The organism is Arthrobacter sp. K41 (genome assembly GCF_059089645.1).
In genome coordinates this window covers 38,373-64,552 of sequence record NZ_JBNHEW010000008.1, presented here as the reverse complement: position 1 = coordinate 64,552, position 26,180 = coordinate 38,373, and the positions used below count along the sequence as shown (strand labels likewise).

Genomic DNA, 26,180 nt, shown 5'->3' with positions numbered 1-26,180 from the left:
GCAGGCGTCAGAGGCCCAGTTCCTCCAGGACCGGCAGCTTTTCGCGCACCCACGCCCGCGCCTCGGTGGCGCTGGGGGCGGACAGTGCAAGCTTGGCCAGCTGCTGCGCTTCCTCCAGGGTGACGGTCTTGAGCACCGCGGCGACGGCGGCAATGGACCGGGCCGTCATGGACAGGGTGCTCACGCCCAGGCCGGTGAGGACGACGGCGAGGGCCGGGTCCGCGGCTGCCTCGCCGCACACGCCTACAGGTTTGTTGTTGCCCTCGGCACGTGATCCCTCCACAGTCAGCCCCACCAGCCGCAGGACAGCCGGCTGCCACGGGTTGTTGAGGTTCGCGAGCGGTCCGAGCTGGCGGTCCGCGGCCATGGCGTACTGGGTGAGGTCGTTGGTGCCCAGGCTGGCGAAGCCGACTTCGCGAAGGATTGCTTCGGCCGTCAGGGCTGCCGAGGGAACCTCAACCATCACGCCCGGGGTCTTGATGCCGGCGGAGACGCACATCGAGGCAAAGCGGGCAGCTTCTTCCGCCGTCGAAATCATGGGGGCCATGACCCACACATCCGCGTCGGACTGCTGTTCGGCCAGTGCGATGGCTTCCAACTGCCGGTCCAGGACGCCGGGCGTGGTGAAGTCTGTGCGGTAACCCCGTACGCCCAAGGCTGGATTGGGCTCAGTGGAGTCGGTCAGGAAGGGGAGCGGTTTGTCGGCGCCGGCGTCGAGCGTGCGCAGGACCACCTTGTTGCCCGGGAAGGCGTCGAAAACACTCTTGTAGGCAGCGGCCTGCTCTTCCACGGAGGGTTCGGTGTCCCGCTCCAGGAAGCAGAACTCCGTGCGGAAGAGGCCTACACCCTGGGCGCCGAGTTTTGCCGCGGCCTGGGCATCCTTGCCGCCGCCCACGTTCGCGAGCAGCGGCACCAGGTGGCCGTCCGCCGTCGCGCCCGTTCCGCTGAACTCGGCCAGCAGGGAGGCCGTTGCCGCCCACGCCTCCGCTGATGCCCGCAGGGACTCATCGGGCTCGGTGGTGATGCTGCCGGCGGCGCCGTCCACGTACACTTCGGTGCCGTCCGGAAGTTCATCGACGCCGACGGCGGCAACGACGGCCGGAAGGCCCAGGGAGCGGGCGATGATGGCGGTGTGGGACTGGGGGCCGCCGCCCGAGGTGACGAGGGCCAGGACCTTGTTGGGGTCCAGGGTGGCGGTGTCGGCCGGTGCCAGGTCCTCCGCGACCAGGACAAAGGGGGTGCCGGACGCAGGGATGCCGGGGGCAGGAACACCGCGAAGTTCGGCGACGATGCGGGCGCGGACGTCCAGGACGTCGGTGGCACGCTCGGCCATGTAGCCGCCGAGGTTGAGCAGCATTTCCGAGACGGAGGAACCGGACTCCCAGATGGCACGCTCGCCGGAGACGCCCCGGGCGATGAGCTTGGCGGCACCTTTGATGAGCATCGTGTCCTTGGCCATCAACGCCGTGGCTTCAAGGACGGCCTTGCCGTCACCGGTGGCGTGGGCGGCCCGTGCCTTGAGTTCGTCGTGCACGGCCTGGGACGCCGCCTTCAGGGCTGCTGTGGCTTCCTCCGCAGTGGTATCCGGCGCCAGTTGCTCACCGGCCGGAGGTTCGCTGATGGGCTTAGGCATCTGCCGTACGGTGCCGATAACGCGGCCTGGACTGACGCCTACTCCTGGGAAGTTCTGCACTGAAGGTCCTCATTCTCTGCCGGTTTGCCAGGCCCCGCCGATACGTCCGGCGCCATGCCGTTCCGCCGGAGGACTGCTACGTCCGGAAGCGGTAAACGTGCCTGAAAAAATTGTATGTGATTCAGTTCATATAGCAATGCTATAGGTGCTAGGGTAGCGGTTATGAGTTTGGATGGCCAGCTTCCCCCCAAAATGCGGCTGCTCCGTGCCGCGGCGGAATTGCTGGCAAACTCTGCGGGAGCCCCGGTCTCCACTCGCCAGATCACCCAGCTGGCAGGGGTAAGCGCTCCCACGCTGTACCACCACTTCGGTGACAAGGAAGGTCTGTTCGACGCCGTCGTCGCCGCAGGGTTTGAAGAGTATGTTGCAGGCGAAAGGGATTTCGCCCCCTCCGGACATCCGCTCGAGGACATCCGGAGAATGTGGGACAACCATGTCCAGTTCGGGCTGAACCAGCCGGAGCTGTACCTGGTGATGTTCGGCAACATCCGACCGGAGAGCCGCCCCGTCATCGTTGCCGATGCCGAGGCGCTGATGGAGGAGATGCTGAACAAGGCAGCGGTGGCGGGCCAGCTGAACGTCCAGCCCCGGGAAGCGGCCAGGTCCATCCTGGCGGCCAACGTGGGCGTGACGCTGATGCTGATTGCGGAACCCGCCGCTGACCGGAACCTCGAACTGTCCACCATGACCCGGGACGCCATGATTTTTGCGGTGTCCGCCGAGCCCTCCGGCGCGGCTCCGGGCGATACCGGGAAATCCTCGGTGGTGGTGGCAGCGATTGCCCTGAATGCCGCACTTCAGGCCTCGCACTCGGACCAGCTCTCCAGCTCGGAACTCAAGCTCTTCCTGGAATGGCTGCACCGCATCTCCACCGGCCCTGCCGGCTGAGAAGCGCCACCCAGTTCCACCAGCACGTCGTCGTAATCATCGGACCATCCTGCGAAGCAGCGGGAATGACGGTTAGGAAATCACATGGCAACAGAGACAGTTGCAAAACCCCGCACCAGTGCGCGGGTACACGTCCAGAAGTTCGGGACGTTCCTGTCCGGAATGATCATGCCCAACATCGGCGCCTTCATCGCCTGGGGCATCATCACAGCCCTCTTCATTGAAAAGGGCTGGCTGCCTGTTCCGGAGCTCGGTGGGTGGGGAAACAACGCCGAGGGCGTGAAAAACCTCGGCCTCGTGGGCCCAATGATCACGTACCTGCTGCCACTCCTGATCGCCTACACCGGCGGCAGGATGGTCTACGACGTCCGCGGCGGCGTCGTGGGCGCTATTGGAGCCATGGGCGTGATTGTGGGTGCCGGCATCCCCATGTTCATCGGCGCCATGATCATGGGCCCGCTGGGCGGCTGGACCATGAAAAAGATCGATTCGATCTGGGACGGCAAGATCCGCCCTGGCTTCGAAATGCTGGTCAACAACTTCTCCGCCGGGATTTGGGGCGCGCTGCTGGCCCTGGTCGGCTTCTACGCGGTTGCGCCGGTGGTCCAGGCCTTCAGCACCGGAGCCGGAAATGTGGTCCAGTTCCTGGTGGACAACGGCCTGCTGCCGCTCACCAGCATCTTCATCGAGCCGGCCAAGGTCCTCTTCCTTAACAACGCCATCAACCACGGCGTTCTGACCCCGCTGGGCGTCCAGCAGTCGCTGGAGCAGGGCAAGTCCATCCTGTTCCTGCTGGAGGCAAACCCCGGCCCCGGCCTGGGCATCCTGCTGGCCTACATGTTCTTCGGCCGCGGCGCCGCCAAGGCCTCCGCTCCCGGTGCCGCCATCATCCATTTCCTCGGCGGCATCCACGAGATCTACTTCCCGTACGTCCTGATGCGTCCGCTGCTTATCCTCGCCGCCATCGCCGGCGGCATGACGGGCATTGCCACGCTGGCCATCACGGGCTCCGGCTTGGTTGCCCCCGCAGCACCCGGTTCCATCTTCGCGGTGCTCGCCCAAACCTCCCGCGACAGCTACCTGGGCGTCATCCTGGCGGTCCTGCTGGCCACGGCGGCGTCCTTCCTGGTGGCCTCGGTGATCATGAAGACCACCAAGCACAGCGACGAAGGCGACCTGAACGCCGCCACCTCCAGGATGGAGCAGATGAAGGGCAAGAAGAGCTCGGTTGCCTCCACTCTGGCGGGCGCCGGCGCAAGTGCTGCCACAGGCGGCGGGGTTGGCGTCCTGGCAGGTCCGGTCCAGAACATCGTGTTCGCGTGCGACGCCGGCATGGGCTCGAGTGCCATGGGCGCCTCGGTGCTGCGCAACAAGATAAAGGCTGCCGGCTTCCCGGACGTCAAGGTCACCAACGCCTCCATCGCCAACCTCAAGGATGACTATGACGTTGTGATCACCCACCAGGACCTGACGGAGCGCGCCAAACCGGCGACGTCCAGCGCAGTCCACTTTTCCGTGGACAACTTCATGAGCAGCCCGCGTTACGACGAAATCGTTGAGCTGGTCAGGGAGAGCAACACTGAGGGGTCCGTGGCAACGGAAGGTCCGGACGCCGGTGCGGGAACGCCCGGCGGGGCCTCCGCAACGGGACCGGCAAGCGGATCAGCAGCGGGTGCAGCAACCGGAGCGGCCGCCGCCGGGACCGCCGCCGGAGCATCCGCTACCAAAGTCCCAGCCCACGGAACGTCCGAAATCCTGGCCCGCGAGAGCGTAGTGCTCCGCGGATCAGCCACCACCCGTGACGCCGCCATTGACGAAGCCGGCCGGCTCCTGCTGGCCCGCGGTGCGGTGGATGAGGACTATGTGCGGGCCATGCACGAGCGCGAGCAGTCCGTGTCCACCTACATGGGCAGCTTCCTGGCCATCCCGCACGGCACCAACGCCGCGAAGGACCACATCCGGAAGTCTGCGGTGTCCGTGATCCGGTATCCCGAAGGCATTGACTGGAACGGCAAGCAGGTCAAGTTCGTGGTGGGCGTCGCCGGTATCAACAACGAGCACCTGCACATCCTGTCCTCCATCGCGAAGGTCTTTACCAACAAGGAACAGGTGGCCCGGCTGGAGGCCGCCACGTCCGAGGACGAGGTCCTGGAGCTCTTCGGAAAGGTCAACGCATAGTGAAGGCTGTACATTTCGGGGCCGGAAACATCGGGCGCGGCTTTGTGGGACTCCTCCTGCATGACGCAGGTTACGAGGTGGTGTTCGCCGACGTCGCCGAGGAACTCATCAACCAGCTCGCCAAGGCGGACAGCTACGCCGTCCACGAGGTGGGGGAGGAGCCCACCAAGCGGCTGGTGAGCAACTTCCGGGCATTGAATTCCAACACCCAGGAAGCGGAGCTCATCGCCGAAATCGCGACGGCGGACATCGTCACTACGGCAGTGGGGCCGCACGTCCTGAAGTTCGTGGCACCGGTCATCGCCAGGGGCATCGCCGCGAGGGATGCCGGGCTGGCCCCCCTGCAGGTCATGGCCTGCGAGAACGCCATTAACGCCACCGATATCCTGGCCGAGGAGGTGGCCTCCCGTCCGGAGGCCGCCGCCGGCGCCCTGGAAGGACGTGCGGTCTTCGCCAACACGGCCGTGGACCGCATCGTCCCCAACCAGGAGGCCGGGCAGGGCCTGGACGTCACCGTGGAGACGTTCTATGAATGGGTCATTGACCGGACTGCTTTTGCCGGTGCCGCCCCGGCGATTCCGGGCGCCACGTTCGTGGATGAGCTCGCGCCCTACATCGAGCGGAAGCTGTTTACGGTGAACACCGGCCACGCGTCGGCCGCCTACTTCGGTTTCGAGGCCGGCCTGGAGAAAATCTCAGACGCCATGGCGGACCAGGACGTGGCCGAGGACGTCCGGGCGGTCCTGGAAGAAACCAAGCAACTCCTGGTGGCAAAGCACGGCTTCAACAACAACGAACAGGAGGCCTATGTCCAGAAAATCCTGGGGCGGTTCTCCAATCCGCACCTGCCGGACACGGTAAACCGGGTAGGCCGGGCCCCGCTGCGGAAGCTGAGCCGGCACGAACGCTTCATCGGCCCTGCCGCCGAACTGGCTGAGCGGGGTGTGGTGCCGGAAGCATTACTTGGCGCCATTGCCGCTGCGCTCCGCTTCAACGATCCCGCAGATTCCGAAGCAACAGAGCTGGCCGGCATTCTTGCCTCGGCCAGCCCGGCAGAGGCAACCGGGCGGATCACCGGACTGGAACCCGGGCACCCGCTGTTCAATGCCGTCTCCACCCTGGTGGAGGAACGGCAGGCGGAGGTCGCCCGGACCCCCGCCTGACCCTCTCTCACTTCCTGCGGCTTTTTCGGAAACCCTAGCGCAGGTTCTGCCGCTTTCCGGCGGTCCTTCTGCAGTCACGACGCCGGCACTCACCCGAGTGCCGGCGTCGTTCGTGTGATCTCGCTCACTTATAACCCGCAGCGGCGGCCGTCGTTTTGAAGTTAGCCTTCCCTTACTTATAGGCTCTGGGATTATTAGGCAACGAAGTTGTGACGTATTAGCCGAGCGGAGAAGATCGTGAAGAAGAAGCTGTCGAGCTACCTGGGGGCACTGGCGGCGGGAGCGGCACTTTTGACCGTCACCGCTTGCGGAGGAAGCGCGACGGCGACCCCCGCGAAGGAAGCGGCCACCATCACGGTGGAGCACGCCCAGGGCAGCACCGCCAACGTGCCCGTGAACCCGGAGAAGGTCTTCACCTTCGACCTTGGCATCCTGGACACCCTGGACGCGCTGGGCGTTGAACCGGCAGGCGTACCTGAGGCCGCTTACCCCGAAGCATTGTCCAAGTACTCGGATGCGAAGTACACCAAGATCGGGTCCCTGAAGGAGCCCGACTTCGAGGCCGTCAGCGCCGGGGACCCGGACCTCATCATCATCTCCGGCCGGACCGCCGGGGCCTATGAGGAACTGAGCAAGATCGCTCCCACCATCGACCTGTCCGTTGATGCGGCCCAGCCGCTGGAGAGCTTCAAGGGTCAGGCGCAAAAACTCGGGACCATCTTCGACAAATCCTCGGAAGTGGAAGAAAAGCTGGCCGCAGTGGACGCCACCATTACCGAGACCAAAGCAAAGGCCTCCAATGCCGGCAAGGGCCTGATCGTCCTGACCTCCGGCGGTGAGGTGACGGCCTATGGCGCAGGTTCGCGGTTCGGCATCATCCACGACGTCCTGGGCGTGCCCACCGCCGCTGACGTGAAGGTTGAGGGCAGCCACGGCGAGGCCATCTCCTTCGAGTACATCAAGCAGGCAAACCCGGACATCCTTTACGTGATCAACCGCGACACCGCGGTAGGCACCGAAGGCGCCACAGCCAACCCCATCCTGGACAACGAACTGGTCCAGTCAACGAATGCCGCCAAGAACAACAAGGTCGTCAGCCTTGACCCCGCCGGCTGGTACATCGTGGGCTACGGGCTGAACAACGTCAAGGCCATGGTGGATGCCGTCGCCGACTCTGTTGCTTAGCGCCCGCTTCCGAAGCTTGAACCGCCAATGACCGCCACCGCCGTGCGCCCCCTGGCGCCGGCACGCCACAGCCAGGCCCGCCACAGTGCAGGCCTGGCTGCGGCTGTTGTTGCCGTCCTTGCGCTCGCCGTTGCCAGCATGTTCGTGGGCGTCAGCGACGTTTCGCTTCCCGCCTTGCTGGCCGGGGACGCAGCCACGGTCGAAATCTTCTGGATATCCCGGGTTCCACGCACTCTCGCAGTGCTGCTCGCCGGGATGGCGGTGGCTGTCGCCGGGCTAATCATGCAGCTCATGGCCCGGAACCGTTTTGTGGAGCCCTCCACGGTGGGAACGGTTGAGTCTGCCACCCTGGGGATCCTGGTGGTCACCGTCTTCGCCCCCCAGGCCCCGGTGCTGGTGAAGATGCTGGTAGCCAGTGCCTTCGCGTTGCTGGGGACCGCGCTCTTCCTGGCCATCCTGCGGCGGCTGCCCGCCCGCAACACCCTGCTCATCCCGCTGGTGGGCATCATGCTGGGCGGTGTCATCGCCGCCGTCACCACATTTTTCGCCTACCGTTACGATCTGCTGCAGACCCTGAGCAACTGGATGATCGGCGACTTCTCCGGCGTCCTTCGGGGCCGGTACGAGCTGCTGTGGATCGTCGCCGTCCTGATGCTGCTGGGCCTGCTCGCCGCTGACCGCTTCACCGTGGCCGGCATGGGCCAGGACTTCACCACCAACCTCGGCCTGAACTACGGCCGGACCATGCGGCTGGGGCTGATCATCGTTTCGCTGATCTCCGCGGTTGTGGTGACCACCGTAGGCGCCGTTCCTTTCCTGGGCCTGGTAGTGCCGAATATGGTGTCCCTCATCTTCGGCGACAACCTTCGCCGCGCCGTGCCGTGGACTGCCCTGTTCGGGGCCGCGTTCGTGCTGGTCTGCGACATTATCGGCCGGACCATCCGTTACCCCTACGAGGTTCCCGTGGGAATGGTGATGTCCGTGCTGGGCGCTGTTCTCTTCCTCGCCCTGATTTTGAGGAAACGCAATGCCTGAGAGCACAACACTGCTGCCGCCGGACAAGGGGACGGGCGTCACGAGTCCGACGGCGGGAGGGCCGCGCGGGCTCCTGGCCGGCGTCCGCAGGGCCTCACCGCGTGTGGTCCTGGGCGTCCTGCTAGTGGCCGCTGCCGCCGTCGTCTGCCTGTTCCTGTTCTTCGAACTCAAGGGCAACGTGGGCTACATCCTGCCCCGCCGCGCCACCAAGGTTGCCGCCATGCTGCTGGTGGCCGTCGCAGTGGGCGTGTCAACGCTGCTATTCCAGACCGTCACCGCCAACCGTATCCTGACGCCGTCCATCATGGGCTTCGATGCGCTGTACATCCTGGTGCAGACGGCGTTGGCGTTCACCCTGGGGGCCGCGGCGGTGGTGGCCGCCCCGCCCACGATGCAGTTCGGCGCCGAAGTGCTGCTGATGGTGGCGTTCAGTGCGCTGCTGTACCGCTGGATGTTCACCGGCGCCACCCGCTCCCTCCACCTGCTCCTGCTGGTTGGCGTCATTCTCGGCAGCCTGTTCCGCGGCCTGTCCTCGCTATTGCAGCGGCTGATGGAGCCCAGCGAGTTCATCATCCTCCAGGACCTGTTCTTCGCAAATTTCAACAACGTCGATCCCGCGCTGCTGGGCGTCTCGGCGGTCATCGTTGCCGCTGTTTGCACCTTTGTTTGGCGTGCCCGCCACACCCTGGACGTCCTGGCGCTGGGCCGGGACGTTGCCATCAACGTGGGGGTGAACCACCGGAAGGTGGTGATGCGGGTCCTGCTGGGCTGCTCGCTGCTGGTGGCAGTGTCTACCGCGCTGGTGGGGCCCGTGACGTTCTTCGGGCTGCTGGTGGTGAGCCTGGGCTACCAGCTGTGCCGCGGTTTCAGCCATGCCTGGCTGCTGCCCATTGTGGTGCTGATCGGGGCCGTCGCCCTGGTAGGCGGGCAACTGCTCCTGGAGCAGGTCTTTGGCTTCAGCACCGCCCTGAGCGTGGTTATCGAGTTCGCCGGCGGCATCCTGTTCCTCTACCTCCTCCTGAAAGGGGCCCTTCGATGACCATCGCGGTCAGCAACGTCTCCAAGAGCTACGGCGGCCAGGCTGTCCTGGATGACGTCAGCTGCGTGATCCCGCAGGGCGGCATCACCTCCATCATCGGTCCCAACGGGGCTGGGAAATCCACCCTGCTCTCGCTGATCAGCAGGCTGCAGCCGCTCGAGGCAGGTGCTGTTTCGGTGGCCGGGCTGGACGTCGCCTCCACGGACAGCCGGGAACTGGCCAGGACCATGGCCATTCTGCGCCAGGAAAACCATCTGACCATGCGGCTCACGGTCCGGGACCTCGTGGCTTTTGGCCGGTTCCCCCACTCAGGGGGACGGCCCACAGTAAAGGACCTTGCCAAGGTGGAGGAGGCCATTGCGCACCTGGACCTGACCCCCATGGCGGACAAGTTCGTGGACGAACTTTCCGGCGGCCAGCGCCAGCGGGCCTTTATCGCCATGGTGCTGGCCCAGGACACCCAGTACCTGCTCCTGGATGAGCCGCTGAACAACCTGGACATGAAGCACTCTGTAGAGATGATGCGGCTGCTGCGCCGGCTGGCTGACGAGTTCGGGAAGACCATCGTCCTGGTGGTCCATGACATCAACTTCGCGTCCTGCTACTCGGACACCATCCTGGCCATGAAGAACGGCCGCCTGGTCCATCAGGGCAGCCCCCGGCAGATCATGCAGCAGGCCATGCTCCGCGACGTGTACGACATCGACATCCGCATCGAGGACATTGACGGCAACCGGATCGGCGTCTACTTCGCCTGACCGGGAGCGCACAAACCCTCCTTCACAGGCTGTGAAGGAGGGTTTGCTGTTTAGCGACGGTAAGTGAGAGAGCGTCCGAGGAAAACGCCCGTTAACTGATAGAGCGTTGCTAGCCCTTCCTGGAGCCCTTCGCCACAAACAGCGTCTCAGCCTGCTCCAGGGACATGCCGTTGGTCTCCGGCACCTTGAACATCACAAAGAAGAACGACGCCGCGGCGAACAGCGCATAAATGGCGTACGTCAGCGGCAACGAACCAGCGGCCATGACCGGGAAGCTGAGCGTGATCGCAAAGTTGGCCACCCACTGTGCGGCGGCAGCCAGGCCAAGGGCGCGGGCGCGGATCCGGGACGGGAAGATTTCGCCAAGGAGGACCCACACCAGCGGACCCCAGGATGCCCCGAAGCTGACCACAAAAACGTTCGCGGCCACCAGGGCCACGGGGCCCCAGGCGCCGGGGAGGGAAATGTCAGACCCGGAACCAACCGCCGAGGAAAACGCCAGGGCCATAGCGCCGAGGGACACGGCCATACCCACTGAGCCTGTCAGCAGGATGGGGCGCCGGCCGATGCGGTCCACCAGCGCAATGGCCACAAGGGTAACCAGGATATTGGTGATGGAGGTGGCCACCGAGATGGTGAGCGAGTCCTTTTCCTGGAATCCCACCGCCTTCCACAAGGTGGTGGAGTAGTAAAAGATCACGTTGATGCCCACGAACTGCTGCAGGACGGACAGGATGATGCCCACCCACACAACCGCCTGCAGGCCGAAGGTCCTGCCGCGCAGCGAACCCTTCTGGCCGGCCAGCTTGTCCTCTTCAATGGCTTCGCGGATCTCGCGGATGTGCCGGTCGGTGTCCTCCGACGGAGCGATGGAATCAAAGACTTTGCGCGCTTCATCTTCCTTGCCCAGGAACACCAGGAACCGGGGCGATTCGGGTAGGGTGTAGGCCACCCAGCCGTAGACCACTGCGGGCAGCGCGGCGGCCAGGAACATCCAGCGCCACGCCTCGATGCCCAGCCAGAAGGCCTGGTCGGCGCCGCCGGCGCTGGTGGCGAAGAGCGCGTCGGACAACAGGGCGGCGAAGATGCCCGTAGTGATGGCAAGCTGCTGCAGGGAGGCGAGCCGGCCGCGGACCTTGCGGGGGGAGATCTCGGAGATGTACGCGGGGGCAATCACCGAGGCCAGTCCAATCCCCAGCCCGCCCACCAGGCGCCAAAAGATCAGGTCCCAAACACTGAAGGCAAAGCCGGTGCCGATCGCGCTGACCAGGAAGAGCAGCGCGCCCAGCTTCATGGCGGGCATTCTGCCGTAGCGGTCGGCCACTTTCCCCGCCAGGTACGCGCCGGCTGCACAGCCCAGCAGGGCGATGGCCACGGCAAAGCCCGTCACAGCTTCGGACAGCGCGAACTCGTCCTTCATGGCATCAACAGCGCCGTTAACCACCGACGAGTCGAAGCCGAACAGGAATCCGCCCACCGCACCTGCAAGCGCCAGCCAGATCACCCGCCGCGGTATCTGGGCGGTTGTCTGCTCCTGGGCAGTGGGCATGGTTCTCCCTTGGTTCTGGGGTTTGGTGGCTGCGGTGCGGACGTCGTCGGCTGCGGAACCGGCCCCTGGCCGGCGCACACGCGATTCACAGTGTTCCACGCGGCCGCGGACTGTTCCAATTGAGGTGGTGACGGACCCCCGGCTGCCCTGGGGACAGAAAGGGACGACGACGGCGGGAAGGGCCCGCCGTCGTCGTCCCAGGTGAGGGAGACGGAAAGGTCAGTGCACCACGGCCTGCTCCTGCGGAGCCGCCTTGGGGTCCGTCAGTTTCTTGTTGGGGAGGGCGAAGCTGATCAGGAACGCGATTCCGGTGAGCACGGCTGCGGTGAGCATGACGGCATCAATTGCGTAGGCAAAACCCTCCGTAATGGGCCGGGTCAGCGTGCTGTCTGCCGTGTGGAGCCAGCTGGTGTCGTTGAGGGAATCATTGGAGGCCCCGTTGCGGAAGAACTCGTACAGCTTGGCGTTGGCGGGGTCCGCGGCCACTGCGGGGTCCTGAAGGACGGCCTGGTAGTCGGCATTTCCCATGGCGGTTTTCATGGTGTCCGCGATCCGTCCGGCGGCCAGGCTGAACAGCATGGAGATGAACACCGCCGTGCCCACCGCGCCTCCCATGGAGCGGAAGAAGGCGGCGGAAGAGGTGCCAACGCCCATGTCCCGGCGCGGCACGGACACCTGCATGGCCAGGGTGAGCGGCTGCATGCAGAAGCCCAGGCCCATGCCGAAGAACACCGCGATCAGTCCGGGAACCCACAAGCCGGTGTCCACGCCCAGGGACAGGCCCATCACCACGGCAGCGGCAGTGAGGATCGCGGTGCCCATAATCGGAAAGATCCGGTAGGTGCCGGAGGAGGAGATGGTGCGGCCGGCCGTGATGGAGCCGCTCAGGATGCCGACGGTGAAGGTGATCATCATCAGGCCGGCTTCCGTGGGAGTAAGGCCCTTAACCAGCTGCAGGTACATCGGGAGCATGGCGATGGCACCGAACATGCCGATGCCGATGATGAAGTTCAGCAGCGAGGACAGCCCGAAGGTGGCGTTCCGGAAGAGCCGGAGCGGGATCAGCGCGTAGTCCCCGGCGCGCTTTTCGGCGAGCAGGAACCAGACGATTCCTACTGCTCCCAGCCCGTAGCAAAGGAAGGAGTTCAGGGATGCCCAGCCCCAGCTGCGGCCTTGTTCCGCCACCAGCAGCAGCGGCACGATGGCCAGGGTGATGGCTGCCGCGCCCCAATAGTCGATCTTCTGCTTTACGTGCTTGGCCGGCAGGTGCAGGAACAGGAACACCACAGCCAGCGCGGCCAGGCCAATGGGCAGGTTGATGAGGAACACCCAGCGCCAGCCGTCGAAGCCGAGGATGGTGGCGGATCCTGCGAACGCGCCGCCCACTACCGGTCCCAGCACCGACGAGACGCCGAACACGGACATGAAGTAGCCCTGGTACTTGGCCCGGTCCTTGAGGGACACGATGTCGCCGATGATGGTCAGCGCCAGCGCCAGCAAACCGCCCGCGCCCAGGCCCTGGACACCCCGGGCCAGGGCAAGTTCGGTCATGGAGTGGACCGAGCCGGCATACAGGCTGCCCGCCAGGAAGATCACGATGGCGGCCAGGTACAGCGGCCGGCGGCCGAAGATGTCACTCAGCTTGCCGTACAGCGGTGTGCTGACCGTAGACGTGATGAGGTAGGCCGTGGTGGCCCAGGCCTGAAGCGACAGCCCGCCAAGGTCATTGGCGATGGTGTAGATGGACGTGGAGACGATGGTCTGGTCCAGCGATGCCAGGAACATGCCCAGCATCAGGCCCACCATTACGGTGACAATCTGGCGCTGCGTCAGGGTTTCTCCTGCGGCGCGGTTGGCATTGGGTGTGGACATGGATGCTCCAGGGAAGGGAAAAAACGATAGTTGCTTTCAGTAACTATCGCACGCCCCGGCGTATTCCCCGCGGCGGTACGCTTTCCTTCCCCTCCCTGGCATGCGGCTCAACGCTCCACGAGGATCCCGTCCGGGTCGCACCAGATCCTTGCCCCGGTACGGATGGTCACGCCGTCGATCTCCACATCCACGTCGACTTCGCCGGCGCCGGCCTTGGCGCTCTTGCGCGGGTTGCTGCCCAGTGCCTTCACGCCCAGGTCAAGCCGGCCGATAGCCTCGCGGTCCCGGATCGCACCATTGATGACGACGCCGGCCCAGCCGTTCGCCACGGCGCTTTCGGCAATCATGTCCCCCATCAGGGCAGTCGCCAGCGAACCGCCACCGTCCACCACCAGCACGCTGCCGTTGCCCGGGGTGGCCAAGGTGGACTTCACCAGGGCGTTGTCCTGGAAGCAGCGGATGGTCCGTGCCTTTCCGCTGAAGTGGGAACGGCCACCCAGGGACTGGAACTGCAGCGACACCGAGGCGAGATCGTCGCCGCGTTCGTCGTAGAGGTCTGCAGTGTTGACGGCGGGAGCCGCCTCGTTAGGGCTGGTCGCTGCGCTCATGTAGTTCTCCTCGGTGTTTCGGCTGCCGCCATATGTGCCCGTGCTGTCCGTGGGCGCAGCGGCGCGGTAACGCCCACGATAGTCTGATTCCGTCGTCAATCAGCCGTAGCCCGGGGAGCGAATCATGAGCCTGTCCGATACTCCCGCCCCCTTGGACCGGGGAGCCGTTCCGGAAGGTCCGGCGGCAGCCCTCGCCGAACCGACACGACGCGTCACTGCCCGGTGGGTCACCGGGCTTGTCCTGGTCAACGTGGGCATTAACGCGGCCTTTTTTGGCCCCATCAACGTGTTCCTTGGGCAGCAGGCCATCGGGATTGACGAGGACAGCAAGGAAGCGATCCTGTCCCTCGTGTTGGGTTGCGGCGCTGCAGTGTCCCTGGTGGCCAACCCTTTGTTTGGCGCTTTCTCGGACCGGACAACCTCCCGATTTGGCCGCCGGTCTCCCTGGGTGCTCGCCGGCGCAATCCTGGCTACGGCTGCACTCCTGGCGCTCTCGGGCGCCACGACCGTTGCCCTTATGGTGCTGTTCTGGTGCCTGGTGCAGCTGGGGGCCAACGCGGCCTACGCGGCGATCACTGCCGCAGTCCCGGACCGCGTACCGGTGCTGCAGCGCGGTGGAGTGGGTGGGTTGGCCGCTATGGGCCAAACGCTGGGGATCCTGATCGGCGCAGTTTTTGGCGCCGTCGTCAGCGGCAACTACATGGTGGGCTACGCATTGTGCGCCGGGGCGCTGATGGTCTCCGTGCTGCCTTATCTCTTCCACCCCAACGATCCCCAGCTGCCGCTGGACCACCGCCCGCCTTTCGCCTGGGTCAGCTTTGTCCGGAGCTTCTGGATCAGCCCCGTCCGCTACCCGGACTTCGCCTGGGCCTGGCTCACCCGCTTCCTTGTTAACGTGTGCAACCAATTGACCATTGTGTACCTGCTCTTTTTCCTTCGGGACGTCCTCAAACATGAGGACCCGGCCCTGGGAGTCCTGACCCTGACCGGCATTTACGCGCTGATGGTCATGATCTCCGCGGTGGTGGCGGGGCGGTGGAGCGACCGGGTGGGCCGGCGGAAGCCTTTCGTGATCGGGTCCTCTGCAGTCATTGCCGCGGCGGGGCTGACACTGGCCTTCTTCCCCGTTTGGACGGGCGCACTTGTTGGAGCCGCCATCCTGGGCGTGGGGTTCGGAGCCTATCTTGCTGTTGACCTCGCGCTGCTGACCCAGGTCCTGCCCATGGCTGCGGACCGGGGCAAGGATATGGGCATCATCAACGTGGCGAGCTCGCTTCCCCAGGTGTTCGCGTCCCTGCTCGCGTTCCTCGCTGTGACGTACTTCGGCGGGTACCTCACGTTGTTCATCACGGCAGCAGTCATTGGCCTGCTGGGTGCGGTGTTCGTGGTGAAGATCAAGGGCGTCCGGTGACCCTGCCGAGGGGCCGGAACTAAGCCACCTGACGAATTCCGCCACATGGCGGTGCCGTATAGTTGAACCGGATTTGCAGGCGGTCCGGGATGAAGACGCTCCCGGCTGCAGCACCGTCGAACACAACCCGGAAAACAGATGCCTGAGACCTTTCCAGACCATCCGCCAATGGCCGCCATACCCTCCGCTCCCCGCCAGCGGCTCCGTTATGCGCGCATCCTCGAGGCCGCCGGCGGCTATGCCAGGAAGGGCCTGGACGCAGTGGAGCTGCCCGAGGTGGCGGCCAAGGCTGATGTGCCCCTGGGGACGCTGTACCGCTACTTCCCCACCAGCACGCACCTGATGCTCGCGCTCTACCGCCAGCAGCTCGGGGAATTGCAGATTGCCGGGCGCACCACCGCGTCGCGCTTCCGGGGCAGGGCGCTGGGCGGGTTGCTGATGGAGATGTTCCATATGCGCGTTATGCAGCCCGCCGTCGAGCAGTGCCTGAGCCGCGGGATCTATCTTCCCGACGGAGACACTACCGCGCTCCTGCGCGACATCGATGCGCTGAGCGAGAAGCTGGTAGCCAATGCCTCCGGAGACGCAACCGCTGCCCGGGTGCTCCTGCTGACCGTCACTGGTCTGGTCCAGTCCGTCCGCAACCGCCGCCTTTCCCTCTTCGAGGCGGAGGAAGACCTTAAAAAGGCCTGCGCACGGCTCGCGCCAGCCACCGAAGGCAGCTACACACTTCACCGAAGCGCGTAACCGGTCTAGACCATCAAGCGCATAAATCGCACTTATTTCCGCGACGCGGATCACGAGGGGAGGTGGAAAACCGTTTTGGCAGGCTGCATGTTTGTCAAAACGGGCAGCAGGCGTCCGCTTCGCTGCCTACCATGGTCCACAACGGAGCGGCTGGGCCACCACCGAAGCTCCCAAGGACCCGCCACCCCAGGGTTTTCCGCCGCACCACCTTCGACTCGTGCCTGTTCGGGTATGAGCCCCTTGTGCCGTGTGCCCACGGCGAGTACCAGGAGACAACGACGTGTCCATTGACGCAATTGCAGCCACTGATATTTCCGCAGCCACCGCGCTGAGCGAAGCCGAGATCTTCGACGCCCACCAGGGCGGCAAGCTCTCCATCGCCAGCACGGTGCCGCTGTCCAACAAGCGCGACCTGTCCATCGCCTACACCCCTGGCGTGGCTGAAGTCAGCCGCGCCATCCACAAGCAGCCTGAGCTTGCCCGCACCCTGACCTGGGCCGAGCGTCTGGTGGTCGTGGTCAGCGACGGCACTGCGGTCCTGGGCCTGGGCAACATCGGGGCCAGCGCCTCCCTGCCCGTGATGGAGGGCAAGTCGGCCCTGTTCAAGACCTTCGGCGACCTTGACTCCATTCCGTTGGTGCTCAACACCACGGACGTGGATGAAATCGTTGAGACCCTGGTGCGCCTGCGCCCCAGCTTCGGCGCCGTCAACCTCGAGGACATCGCCGCTCCACGCTGCTTCGAGCTTGAGGAAAAGCTTATTGAAGCCCTGGACTGCCCCGTTATGCACGATGACCAGCACGGCACCGCCGTGGTTGCCCTTGCAGCGCTGACCAACGCAGCAAAGGTGACCGGCCGCCAGCTGGAGAGCCTGCGCGTGGTGGTTTCCGGTGCCGGTGCCGCCGGCATCGCCGTCGCCGAAATCCTGCTCGCCGCCGGCATCACCGACGTGGTCCTCCTCGACTCCCGCGGCATCATCGACAGCGCCCGTACCGACCTTGCTGCGGACCAGGCCAGCAAAAAGGCCGACATCGCCGGCCGCAGCAACCCCCGCGCCCTGGCAGGCGGCCCTGCCGAGGCGCTGGCCGGTGCCGACGTCTTTATCGGTGTCTCCTCCTCGAAACTGGACGAGGAACACCTGGCCCTGATGAACCAGGACGCCATCGTGTTCGCCCTCTCCAACCCGGACCCCGAGGTCCTGCCCGAGGTTGCAGTGAAGTATGCCGCCGTGGTGGCCACCGGCCGCAGTGACTTCCCGAACCAGATCAACAACGTGCTGGCCTTCCCGGGCATCTTCCGCGGCGCCTTGGACGCAGGTGCCCGGCGGATCACCCCCGCGATGAAGCTTGCCGCCGCCAACGCCATCGCTGACCTCGCGGCGGAGGACCTCGCGGCCGACTACATTGTGCCCAGTCCGCTGGACCATCGGGTTGCTCCGGCTGTCACCGCGGCCGTTGCCGCAGCGGTGGAAGCAAAGTAGCAGCACACCGCTTTCCTGAAATTACGACGGCGGTGCCTCCCCTGCGCGGGTGGCACCGCCGTCGGGGGTTATCCGGGCCGAACCATAGACTGGGGACCATGAACTCGGAAACCGTGGTGACCGTCCTGTGCGGCCTGGCAATTCTTGTAGGCGTGGCAGGCACCGTGATCCCGGTGCTTCCGGGCAGCATCCTGATCGGCGCCAGTCTGTTGGCGTGGGCCATCTGGGGCGGAGCCGGCACCGCAGGGTGGGTGGTGTTCGCGATTGCCATGCTGTTTGTGGTTGCGGGCATGGCCGCCGGCGCCGTCCTCACGGGCAGGAAGCTCAAGGAACACGCCATCCCCAGCAGAAGCATTGCGGCCGCCCTGGTTACGGGCGTAGTGGGCATGTTCATTATTCCCGTGGTGGGGCTCTTCGTCGGATTTGCGGCCGGCCTGCTGCTGAGCGAATTCCTCCGCACCCGCAACATCGGTACAGCGACGACTTCGAGCTGGGCAGCCCTCAAAGCCACCGGGCTGGGCATGCTCGCCGAGTTCGGCCTGGCATGCCTCGCGGCCAGCACCTGGGTGATCGGTGTGTGGGTCGCGGCCGCGAACGGCTGAGCCCTTGCGGCCTCAAACGGCAGGGCGTAGAACGGCACCATGACTGAGCAACGTTCGGCGCAGGAGCAGGTGTCCGCCTGGATGGAGAAGTACCAAACCGCATGGACCAGCAACAGGCCCGAGGACATCCGTGCGCTCTTCACCGCGGACGCAAGGTATGAGACGCGGCCCCATGACCCCGCGGCATGGCAGGGGCTGGACAGAATCATTGAAGGGTGGCTCGCCGCCCGCGATGAGCCCGGGGACTGGAGCTTCAGCTGGGAGCTGCTGGGCGCGGACGGCGACACCGTTTTTATCCAGGGCGTTACCACCTATTCCGGCGGCCGACCTACCTATGACAACCTCTGGGTACTCCAGCTGGACGGCTCCGGCAGGGCATCGGCCTTCACGGAATGGTTTATGGAACGGCCATGAGCTAGAGGCCCAGCCCTCCCAGCTTGTCCCCGAGGCCGCCAGGGAGTTTCCCCAGCAGATCTGCGGGGTTGATGCCCAGCTTGGACAGGATTCCGGCATGCTGGTCCGTGTCCACCTGGTCCGGCAGCTCCGAGTCGGCCTGGGCGGCCTTGTCATGGTCCCCCTGGTTTCGAAGGAGCTCGAGGATCTGGGATTTGTCGATTTGCACTGTGCTCTCCTTATTGACGGCGGAACTGCTAAGGGTGCTTACCAGCCTTGCGGAAATTCCCAGCCGGAACAAGTACCGGCCGCCGCGCGGCCCGGCCACGGGCCACCCGGGAGCAACCGCTCCGCACTGCTGGAAGTCGCGGCTAGCATGGAAAGATGATGCCCGGGGACCCTCCACCGATCTATTGGGACAGCAGAGACCTCACACCGTTCGGCCAGCCCCAGCTGCGGACGCCAGTCCATGAGCTCGCCGGGGGAGTGGGCGGCCTGCTCACCGGTGTGCTCGGCGGACGCCACCCGGCCCTGCTGTCAGTGGACGGTGAAATCCCACGGCTCAAACGGATGCTGCCAAAGCCCGCCAAGGCCGTACACGAGGCAGTCTTCGCCAGCCGCCATCCCGAACAGCTGATCACCCTGGCACGGGCTTATCCCGGATGGGCCGGGCTCTGCTACCTCATGGCCGGACTGCTGGTCTACAAGCAGGGCGGCTACCTTCGAGCGTCGGAACTTCTCCAGCGCGGGCTTACCACCAGGAATGAAGACGAAGCCAACCGTTATTCCTCCACCTACCTCACCAGGATCGTCACCCAAATCGAACTGGCCGAACGGGTGGAAATCCCCATCCTGTTCAGCGAGGAGTCGGTGTTCCTCGCACTGGCACATTCGTTGCGGGAGACGGGGCGCACGGAGGCAGCGTTGGACGCCCTAAGCGGGCTGCCGCCGTCGCTCCCCATGGCCTTGGCGCGCTGTTCGCTGGCGCTGACCCTCGGCCGGAGCCGCACAGTGATCGACTGGACCGATGGCCTGCTCAACGCGGACGATCTTTCTGCCGCCCTGTTGCTCGTGCGGGCGCGGGCGCTGCGGCGGGAGGGCCGGCTGGAGGCGGCGAACCAGGCCCTGGCCGAGGTCCTGCGGCGGCGGAAGACGCACCTGACCCTGCGGAACGACGCCCTGACGGACCGTGCGCTCCTGCTTCTTGACTCCAGCCGGAGATCGCTCAACCCCCGGGACTGGGGGCGGCGGCGCGAGGACCCGGTGCCGCAGCGGGAAATCGCCGGACCGGTTCCCATCCGCAAAGACGAGGAAATGCGCCGCATCTGGGAACAGGACTGGAAACAGCTCAGCGACGACTAGTTAGGCACCGTCACCCAGGGCCCCGCCAAGGAGCGGCAGGAGCTGTTCTCCGAGCAGTACCGCCGCCAGCACCACCATGATCACACCGCTGGCCAGGGTCACCGTCCGGGCAGCACCCGGCCGGCTTTGCAGCAGGGTGCGGGACAACAGGGCGACGGCGGTGTATACGAGCCCCGCAAGCAGTACGAACGTCATGCCGAGCAGGCCCGACTGGACCGGGATGGGCAGGGGCGCCTCTGCGCTGACAAACTGCGGAACGAGGGCCACATAGAAAAGCAGGCCCTTGGGGTTGATGCCGCTGGTTCCCATGCCCTGGAGGAAGGAGCGAAGCCGCGTATGTCCGTCGCTGCCGGTGCCGGCCGAAAAGCTGGCCCCGCGCCAGGAGCGAAGGGTGCTCACCCCGAGCCACAGCAGGTAGCCGGCGCCGGCAAGGGTGATCCAGCCAAGGACCCCGGGCATCCCCGTGAGCAGGGCAGCAAGGCCGGCCACCAGCAGGACCGTGTGGAGGACATATCCGCCGCACAGCCCTGCCACCGCCGGCACGAAGCTGCGCTGCCTCAGACCTGCGGCGATGGAGTACGCCCAGTCCACCCCTGGCGTGCAGGCCAACGCTGCAGCCACCAGCACAAAAGCCAAGAACAGCTCCGGATTCATCGTTTCTCCTGCCAGGTGGGGTGTCAGGAGAAACCCTAGATACTTTCCGTCCGGAAGTGCTGTCCTTTCTCGCCCGAGCTGCTGCTCCAGCGGTAAGATTCTTGCGTGATTGACCATATTGACAGAAATATTTTGCGCCACCTTAAAGAGGATGGCAGGATGACTGCCACGGCGCTCGCCGGGAAGGTTGGCTTGACCGTCGCTCCCTGCCATCGGCGGCTGCGGGATCTGGAACGTTCGGGCGTGATTCGGGGCTACCGGGCGGACATTGATCCATCGGCTGTTGGCTTGGGATTCGAGGCGATTGTGTTCGTCACCCTTCGGCAGGTGGACCGTTCCACCATGGAGGTTTTCGAAAACCGTGTCGCGGACAATCCCAATGTCGTGGAGGCCCAGCGGCTCTTCGGATCGCCCGACTACCTGCTGAAGGTTATCGCCGAGGATCTGCCCGCCTACCAGCGCTTCTATGATGCCGAACTGACGTCCCTGCCCGGGGTTGAGCGGCTGACGTCCACCCTTGTCATGAAAAACCTCAAGTCCAACGCGGGGCCCCCGGTTTAGCTGTCAATCGTTGAGCAGGCCGGTGGTGCGGTAGGGGATGACTTCACGGAGGAACATGCTGGTGGAAGTCCGTACGATGCCCGGGCACAACCTGATTTCCTCCGAAACGCGGTAGAGGTCGTCTGGGCTGGCGGCTACTACGCGAATCAGCAGGTCCGTGTCCCCGGCCGGCGCGTGGCACTCAAGTACCTCTGGGATTTTGCGGAGCGCGGCAATGGCCTCGTTGAGGTGGCTCTGGTCCAGTTCCGCGCTGACCGAAGCAGCGACTCCTCGGCCCAGTGCGGCGGGAAGAACCCTGCTGCTGTTCGGGCGCAGCGCTCCGGACGCCGTCATCCGTTCCAGCCTGGTCTGCACGGTTCCGCGGGCCAGGCCCAGCCGCTGGGCCAGCACCATAACGGGAACACGCGGGTCTTCGTCCAGGCCCTTCAGGATGCGCTTGTCCGTGGCGTCCAGTTCCTGCAATTTGATCAGTTCCTGCCGGTTCGGGCCTGACGCATTGATCAGACTGACCAAGTGGCGCGTTGCTTGTTGTTCCAACTGTAGGTTGTCTGCTCAAATGATGGCAATAAAGGCAAGAGCTACCGCTTGACCCCCACCGGCTTACAGGCTCCCGGCACACCACCCGGGTTCTGGACACCGCCTCCCGCAAGGAGGCCGCCGCTGATTGACACTTGTTCACACCATAGTCATTCTGCAAACACGGCAAGAGCCCCTGGGCTACCGGCGTCGGATTCCCGAAGTCACCGGTAGCTGAGGGGCTCTTGTGTTGTCCCGCGCATCGTTGCGGCGAATAGGGTTGACCCATGACCTCCGCAGGCCGCTTTGCCCCCAGCCCTTCCGGGGAACTTCACGTGGGGAATCTCCGGACAGCCGTACTCGCCTGGCTTTTTGCCCGTTCCACCGGCCGGAAGTTCCTGCTCCGCGTCGAGGACCTGGACCGCGCACGCGCCGGCGCGGAAGCGGAGCAGCTGCGGGACCTGGAGGCCATCGGCATCACCTGGGATGGCGATGTGGTGCGACAGACTGCCCGGAGCTCCCTTTACGCCCAGGCGATCGCGCGCCTGGAGTCGGCCGGCCTGACCTACGAGTGCTTCTGCACCCGGCGCGAAATCCAGGAGGCACCGTCCGCCCCGCACGCCCCGCAGGGTGCCTATCCGGGGACCTGCCGCAACCTTGACCCCGCCGAGCTGGAGTTCAAGCGCTCCACGCGGCCGGCCGCTGTCCGGCTGCGCGCCGATACATCCCGGTACACCGTGCACGACCTGCTCCACGGCACGTACACAGGCCTGGTGGACGACTTTGTGCTCCGCCGCAACGACGGCGTGACCGCCTACAACCTTGCCGTGGTGGTGGACGACGCCGAACAGGGTATCGACCAGGTGGTCCGTGGCGACGACCTGCTGCCGTCGACGCCACGGCAGGCCTTTCTCGCGTCGCTCCTGAATATTCCAGTTCCGGAATATGCGCATGTTCCGCTGGTGGTGAATGCCGACGGCGCCCGCCTGGCGAAGCGCGACGGTGCAGTGACATTGCTGGATCTGTCGGTGGCGGGATGCCCTGCCGCTGTAGTACGCGACCGGTTACTGGAATCGCTGGGACTGCCGGCCGGGCCTCTGGAGAAGGCCCTGGCAGCATTCGATCCCGCTGACGTCCCGAGGGAGCCCTGGGTATACAACGGCATCAAGCCTGCCGCGCACTGATTTCCGCCATCAGGGAGCCCGGTTGAGCCAACGGAGCCCGCTCAGCCTAGGCTTAGAACATGTCAGACCAGCAGGCCGCGGAGCAGAGCCCGGCGCCCAAATTCACGGTAGAGACTGCAAAGGTCCTTGCCGAGGTGGCCCACAACCGGCAAAAGGACAAACTGAAGCGTCCGTACCGTGAGCATGTCCTCGCCGTTGGTGACGCCCTCGCCGATTTCGACGAAGACATCAGGATCGCCGGATACCTGCACGATATCGCGGAGGACACTCCCATCACCCGCCAGGCGCTGCTGGATATGGGGGTCTCGGAGCGGGCCGTGGAGATCATTGAACGCGTTACCAACCGGCTCCACAGCAACCCGGACGATTATCAGGCCGGTATTCGGGAAATCGCCGAGGACCACGACGCAGCCTTGGTCAAGATTGCGGACAACGCGCACAACTCACTGCCTGAGAGGGTCAAGGCGCTGGCTGAGAAATGGCCGGACAAACCGCCCGTCACCAAGTACCGCGAGGCACGTCCTGTGCTGTATGCCGCCGTCGAGGTGGAGGAAGTACGGAAGATCCTGGCCCGGGTGAACCCGTGGCTGCTGCAGGAGTTGGACGACCAGCTGGATGAGGAAGACACCACCGATTACGAAAACCTGTCCTACGGGGAGCCGGATGGCGCGGGCGGGACGGCATTGGACGCTAGGACGGGCGGGGAACGGTAGTCTCCGCCTCCAGCTTCTCCAGGGCGTGATGCAGGCGGTCCGAGCCGCGTCGCTCGTCAACGACAATGGAAGCGCCAAGTGCAAGCACAATCACCAGCAGGCACACCGGGACCGACACTCCGGCCGCTGCCAGTCCCACCGCGGCCGCCAGCGCCATCAGGACCACGCCGGCCACGGTAATAACAGTCCTGTCCCGGCCAACCATGACGCTGTACAGCCAGGTCAGGGAGCCCTTGAACAGTCCCACCGGAACCGCAATGCTGGCTACGGCCACTGCGGCACTGACGTGTGCCTCATGGTCGATGTAGTAGGCGGCCACGTGCAGGCCTGCTCCCGTGGCCGCAATGGCGGCGAAGATGGGGATATGGCCGTAGCCGAAGAGGAACGACCGGTGCTGGCGCACGTGCAGCGCCCGGCCGGAGGGCAGCATGAAGTAGATCCACCACATGGCGAATGCCAGGGCTGTTCCGCCGAAGCCCACCAACGCCGCGTCCAGGCTCCAGCCGTGGTTGGCAACGATGGCGCGCAGGGTTTCGATGGCACCGATGAGGCATTCCCCCAAGGCGATGATGGCCAGCAACCCGTACCGCTCGGCAATATGGTGTGCGTGCCACGGCGTCCTGGCTTTCCGCTCGGCGGCATAGGGTGTCGCCATTTCCAGCGCCATCAAGGGCACAATCATGGCGAACGTGGTGGGAACATCGGCTTCGATGATCAGTACCGCAATCCATCCGAGCTGCACGAGCGCGAGGTACCGGGCGTAGCGCAGGCACGTCCCGCGGCGCGCGGGATCCTGCCGGGCTGCCCGCAGCCACTGGGAGACCAGGGCCAACCGCATGAGCACGTAGCCGCCCACAATCACCGCGTTATCAACGTGGTCCCCCTCCACCAGTGAATGGAACATCGGTTCAATTCCCATGGCGAGGATCAGGACTCCCACGATCTGGATCATGGTAACTACCCGGAAGATCCAGTCGTCGGTGTCGTAGGCGCTGGCGAACCAGGTGAAGTTGATCCAGGCCCAGTTCACGGCGAACATCGCGAAGAAGAAGCCCAGCAGGCCGGGGATGAAGTGCGCCTCCGCGATCTCATGCGCGAACTGGCTTCCCGCCACGCTGAAGGCAATGACGAAGGTCAGGTCGAAGAAGAGTTCAAGCGGCGTGGCGGCACGGTGCTTTTCATGCGGATCGCGGCCGCCCATCCGCGCCATGGCATGCCGAAGGGGATTGGAGGACATGAGTCAAAGATTACTGGCTTACACGCGGCCCAGTGCGTCGATGTCCTCCAGGAACTCCTGGTGCACTTCGGTGCTGACTGTGGTGCGGGTTTCGGAAATTGCGTCCAGGTAGTCCTGCGTGGAGGGCCCCTTCCGTACGGCATCACGGAGCGACGTGGTGCCGCCGGAAGCGGGACCGCCGTCGCCGTCCCTGCCGTAAACAACGTTTTCCAGCGCGCGCTGGGAGGCGCTGCGGGCGGCATACTCAATGTCGGCGGGGGAGAAGCCCGCGGTGCGCTCCACGAGCAGGTCCACGTCCACGGCGTCCACCACAAGTGCGGGGATGAAGCGTTGCCACATGGCTTCGCGGGCCTGCCGGTCGGGCAGCCCGATGGGGATGACGTAGTCAAAGCGGCCGTGCCGCAGGAAGGCGGAGTCCAGGGCGCGGATGAAGTTCGTGGCGCAGACCAGCAGCCGGCCGGGCTGTTCGCGGAAGGCCGGGATGATCTTGAGCAGCTCGTTTGTGACGCCCTGCAGGGGAGACGGCGGCTCCCCGGATCGCTGGGAAGCGATCTCCTCCACCTCGTCGATGAACACCACTGCATGCTCCAGCTCGGCGATTTCAAGGAAGGTTTCGCGGAGCGCGCCTGCCAGGCCCTGCGGGTCCGCGGCCAGCCGGGACGGGAACACTTCGACGAAGGGCCACTCGAGGCGGGAGGCGATGGCTTTGGCGAAGGTGGTTTTGCCGGTGCCGGGCGGGCCGAAGAGGACGACGGCGCGCGGTGGGACGACACCGAACTCGTCGGCGAGGTCGGCCTCGGCCAACGGAAGCACCAGGCGGCGCTCCAGCAGTTCCTTTTCCTTCCGCATGCCGGCCACGTTCTCCCACAGGTCCCGGGCCAGGACGCGGCCGCCCAGCTGGCCCAGCGCGCCGAGTTCCTGGCGCTGGACGGGGATGGTCCGCTCGAAGTAGCGCAGGTTTTTCTTCAACGCGAAGCCGCGGCTCAGGAAGGCCTCCACGCGGGTTTCGGATTCCGGCATCAGCGCGGAGAGCTTGTTAAGTCCGTGCGGTGCCATGCGGTTCTCGACGGCGGCGAGCAGCGAGGTGCCGATGCCGCGGCCGCGGTATTCGGGGAGGGTGGCGAGGAAAACGATCCAGCCCTGGTCGTGCGCGGCGCGTCCGACGGCGGCGCCCACCACCTGGTCACCCTGCACCGCCACCACGGCGTGGTCCTTCTCGCACGAGGCCAGGACTTCGGAGAGTGCGTACACCGGTTCGACATTGTGGGACTTGAGGGTTTCCCAGAGGTGCAGGATCCCGTCGAGGTCCGCTGAGTGGAAGTCCCTGATCCGCCAGTTGGTCATACCGTCTC

General features: G+C 65.3%; 25 protein-coding genes. 16 read left to right on the top strand and 9 right to left on the bottom strand.

The genetic code is table 11. The features are described 5' to 3' along the window. Positions 1–7 precede the first annotated feature (7 nt). Positions 8–1,693, bottom strand: coding sequence for a phosphoenolpyruvate--protein phosphotransferase (gene ptsP, locus AC5RTE_RS15950; RefSeq protein ID WP_494042352.1), 1,686 nt, complete (start codon positions 1,691–1,693; stop codon positions 8–10). 162 nt (positions 1,694–1,855) lie between these two features. On the opposite strand from ptsP, the gene AC5RTE_RS15945 reads away from it, so the two are divergent. The 7 genes from AC5RTE_RS15945 to AC5RTE_RS15915 all read left to right on the top strand — a co-directional run bounded on the left by AC5RTE_RS15945 (position 1,856) and on the right by AC5RTE_RS15915 (position 9,939). Beyond that, the gene (locus AC5RTE_RS15945; protein ID WP_494042351.1) at positions 1,856–2,581 is read left to right on the top strand and encodes a TetR/AcrR family transcriptional regulator; all 726 of its coding nucleotides are present in this window, start codon (positions 1,856–1,858) and stop codon (positions 2,579–2,581) included. 84 nt (positions 2,582–2,665) lie between these two features. Next, positions 2,666–4,759: a PTS mannitol transporter subunit IICBA gene (locus tag AC5RTE_RS15940; RefSeq protein WP_494042350.1), complete on the top strand. Its 2,094-nt coding sequence runs from the start codon at positions 2,666–2,668 to the stop codon at positions 4,757–4,759. Then, positions 4,759–5,922, top strand: coding sequence for a mannitol-1-phosphate 5-dehydrogenase (locus AC5RTE_RS15935; protein ID WP_494042349.1), 1,164 nt, complete (start codon positions 4,759–4,761; stop codon positions 5,920–5,922). The genes AC5RTE_RS15940 and AC5RTE_RS15935 overlap by 1 nt, the downstream gene beginning before the upstream one ends. A gap of 237 nt (positions 5,923–6,159) precedes the next feature. Continuing rightward, positions 6,160–7,107 (top strand): siderophore ABC transporter substrate-binding protein, encoded by a 948-nt coding sequence (locus tag AC5RTE_RS15930; RefSeq protein ID WP_494042348.1) that lies wholly within the window; start codon positions 6,160–6,162, stop codon positions 7,105–7,107. Between the two features lie 27 nt (positions 7,108–7,134). After that, positions 7,135–8,142 carry an ABC transporter permease gene (locus tag AC5RTE_RS15925; protein WP_494042347.1) on the top strand — a complete coding sequence of 336 codons (1,008 nt, stop codon included), beginning with the start codon at positions 7,135–7,137 and terminating at the stop codon, positions 8,140–8,142. Beyond that, positions 8,135–9,181 (top strand): iron chelate uptake ABC transporter family permease subunit, encoded by a 1,047-nt coding sequence (locus AC5RTE_RS15920; RefSeq protein WP_494042346.1) that lies wholly within the window; start codon positions 8,135–8,137, stop codon positions 9,179–9,181. Before AC5RTE_RS15925 ends, AC5RTE_RS15920 begins: the two co-directional genes overlap by 8 nt. Continuing rightward, the gene (locus AC5RTE_RS15915) at positions 9,178–9,939 is read left to right on the top strand and encodes an iron ABC transporter ATP-binding protein (RefSeq protein ID WP_494042345.1); all 762 of its coding nucleotides are present in this window, start codon (positions 9,178–9,180) and stop codon (positions 9,937–9,939) included. Before AC5RTE_RS15920 ends, AC5RTE_RS15915 begins: the two co-directional genes overlap by 4 nt. Positions 9,940–10,048: 109 nt before the next feature. On the opposite strand, the gene AC5RTE_RS15910 is transcribed toward AC5RTE_RS15915, so the two are convergent. From AC5RTE_RS15910 to rraA, 3 genes are all read right to left on the bottom strand, one after another. Beyond that, entirely contained in the window at positions 10,049–11,488 is a 1,440-nt protein-coding gene (locus tag AC5RTE_RS15910; RefSeq protein WP_494042344.1) for a sugar porter family MFS transporter, read from the bottom strand. A 219-nt stretch (positions 11,489–11,707) separates the two neighbouring features. Beyond that, positions 11,708–13,360 carry an MDR family MFS transporter gene (locus AC5RTE_RS15905; RefSeq protein ID WP_494042343.1) on the bottom strand — a complete coding sequence of 551 codons (1,653 nt, stop codon included), beginning with the start codon at positions 13,358–13,360 and terminating at the stop codon, positions 11,708–11,710. A gap of 107 nt (positions 13,361–13,467) precedes the next feature. Continuing rightward, positions 13,468–13,968 carry a ribonuclease E activity regulator RraA gene (rraA, locus tag AC5RTE_RS15900; RefSeq protein WP_494042342.1) on the bottom strand — a complete coding sequence of 167 codons (501 nt, stop codon included), beginning with the start codon at positions 13,966–13,968 and terminating at the stop codon, positions 13,468–13,470. 124 nt (positions 13,969–14,092) lie between these two features. Here rraA and AC5RTE_RS15895 point away from each other — a divergent pair, with 124 nt between their 5' ends. From AC5RTE_RS15895 to AC5RTE_RS15875, 5 genes are all read left to right on the top strand, one after another. After that, positions 14,093–15,379, top strand: a complete 1,287-nt coding sequence (locus tag AC5RTE_RS15895) for an MFS transporter (RefSeq protein WP_494042341.1) — start codon at positions 14,093–14,095, stop codon at positions 15,377–15,379. Positions 15,380–15,517: 138 nt separating this feature from the next. Then, positions 15,518–16,126: a TetR/AcrR family transcriptional regulator gene (locus AC5RTE_RS15890; protein WP_494042340.1), complete on the top strand. Its 609-nt coding sequence runs from the start codon at positions 15,518–15,520 to the stop codon at positions 16,124–16,126. 280 nt (positions 16,127–16,406) lie between these two features. After that, a complete protein-coding gene (locus AC5RTE_RS15885) occupies positions 16,407–17,606 on the top strand; it encodes an NAD(P)-dependent malic enzyme (protein WP_494042339.1) in 1,200 nt (399 codons plus the stop codon). 98 nt (positions 17,607–17,704) lie between these two features. Further along, the gene (locus tag AC5RTE_RS15880) at positions 17,705–18,208 is read left to right on the top strand and encodes a DUF456 domain-containing protein (RefSeq protein ID WP_494042338.1); all 504 of its coding nucleotides are present in this window, start codon (positions 17,705–17,707) and stop codon (positions 18,206–18,208) included. 39 nt (positions 18,209–18,247) lie between these two features. Continuing rightward, positions 18,248–18,622, top strand: coding sequence for a nuclear transport factor 2 family protein (locus AC5RTE_RS15875; RefSeq protein ID WP_494042337.1), 375 nt, complete (start codon positions 18,248–18,250; stop codon positions 18,620–18,622). A gap of 1 nt (position 18,623) precedes the next feature. On the opposite strand, the gene AC5RTE_RS15870 is transcribed toward AC5RTE_RS15875, so the two are convergent. Then, the gene (locus AC5RTE_RS15870; RefSeq protein ID WP_494042336.1) at positions 18,624–18,830 is read right to left on the bottom strand and encodes a hypothetical protein; all 207 of its coding nucleotides are present in this window, start codon (positions 18,828–18,830) and stop codon (positions 18,624–18,626) included. A 155-nt stretch (positions 18,831–18,985) separates the two neighbouring features. Between AC5RTE_RS15870 and AC5RTE_RS15865 the strand changes: the two genes are divergently transcribed. Next, on the top strand, positions 18,986–19,963 hold the full coding sequence (locus tag AC5RTE_RS15865) for a hypothetical protein (RefSeq protein WP_494042335.1): 978 nt from the start codon (positions 18,986–18,988) through the stop codon (positions 19,961–19,963). Here AC5RTE_RS15865 and AC5RTE_RS15860 read toward each other — a convergent pair whose 3' ends face one another. Next, positions 19,964–20,617 (bottom strand): LysE family translocator, encoded by a 654-nt coding sequence (locus tag AC5RTE_RS15860; protein WP_494042334.1) that lies wholly within the window; start codon positions 20,615–20,617, stop codon positions 19,964–19,966. It lies immediately after the preceding gene. Positions 20,618–20,722: 105 nt separating this feature from the next. On the opposite strand from AC5RTE_RS15860, the gene AC5RTE_RS15855 reads away from it, so the two are divergent. Beyond that, on the top strand, positions 20,723–21,178 hold the full coding sequence (locus tag AC5RTE_RS15855; protein WP_494042333.1) for an Lrp/AsnC family transcriptional regulator: 456 nt from the start codon (positions 20,723–20,725) through the stop codon (positions 21,176–21,178). Between the two features lie 3 nt (positions 21,179–21,181). On the opposite strand, the gene AC5RTE_RS15850 is transcribed toward AC5RTE_RS15855, so the two are convergent. Continuing rightward, positions 21,182–21,640 (bottom strand): Lrp/AsnC family transcriptional regulator, encoded by a 459-nt coding sequence (locus AC5RTE_RS15850; RefSeq protein WP_494042401.1) that lies wholly within the window; start codon positions 21,638–21,640, stop codon positions 21,182–21,184. Between the two features lie 341 nt (positions 21,641–21,981). On the opposite strand from AC5RTE_RS15850, the gene gluQRS reads away from it, so the two are divergent. Together gluQRS and AC5RTE_RS15840 are read left to right on the top strand one after the other, a co-directional pair. Then, the gene (gene gluQRS / locus AC5RTE_RS15845) at positions 21,982–22,878 is read left to right on the top strand and encodes a tRNA glutamyl-Q(34) synthetase GluQRS (protein ID WP_494042332.1); all 897 of its coding nucleotides are present in this window, start codon (positions 21,982–21,984) and stop codon (positions 22,876–22,878) included. 59 nt (positions 22,879–22,937) lie between these two features. After that, positions 22,938–23,591, top strand: coding sequence for an HD domain-containing protein (locus tag AC5RTE_RS15840; RefSeq protein ID WP_494042331.1), 654 nt, complete (start codon positions 22,938–22,940; stop codon positions 23,589–23,591). On the opposite strand, the gene AC5RTE_RS15835 is transcribed toward AC5RTE_RS15840, so the two are convergent. Both AC5RTE_RS15835 and AC5RTE_RS15830 read right to left on the bottom strand, forming a co-directional pair. Beyond that, on the bottom strand, positions 23,569–24,828 hold the full coding sequence (locus AC5RTE_RS15835) for a low temperature requirement protein A (protein WP_494042330.1): 1,260 nt from the start codon (positions 24,826–24,828) through the stop codon (positions 23,569–23,571). The two genes, AC5RTE_RS15840 and AC5RTE_RS15835, sit on opposite strands and share 23 nt — an antisense overlap. 18 nt (positions 24,829–24,846) lie before the next feature. Then, positions 24,847–26,172, bottom strand: a complete 1,326-nt coding sequence (locus AC5RTE_RS15830) for an ATP-binding protein (RefSeq protein ID WP_494042329.1) — start codon at positions 26,170–26,172, stop codon at positions 24,847–24,849. Positions 26,173–26,180: the final 8 nt, after the last annotated feature.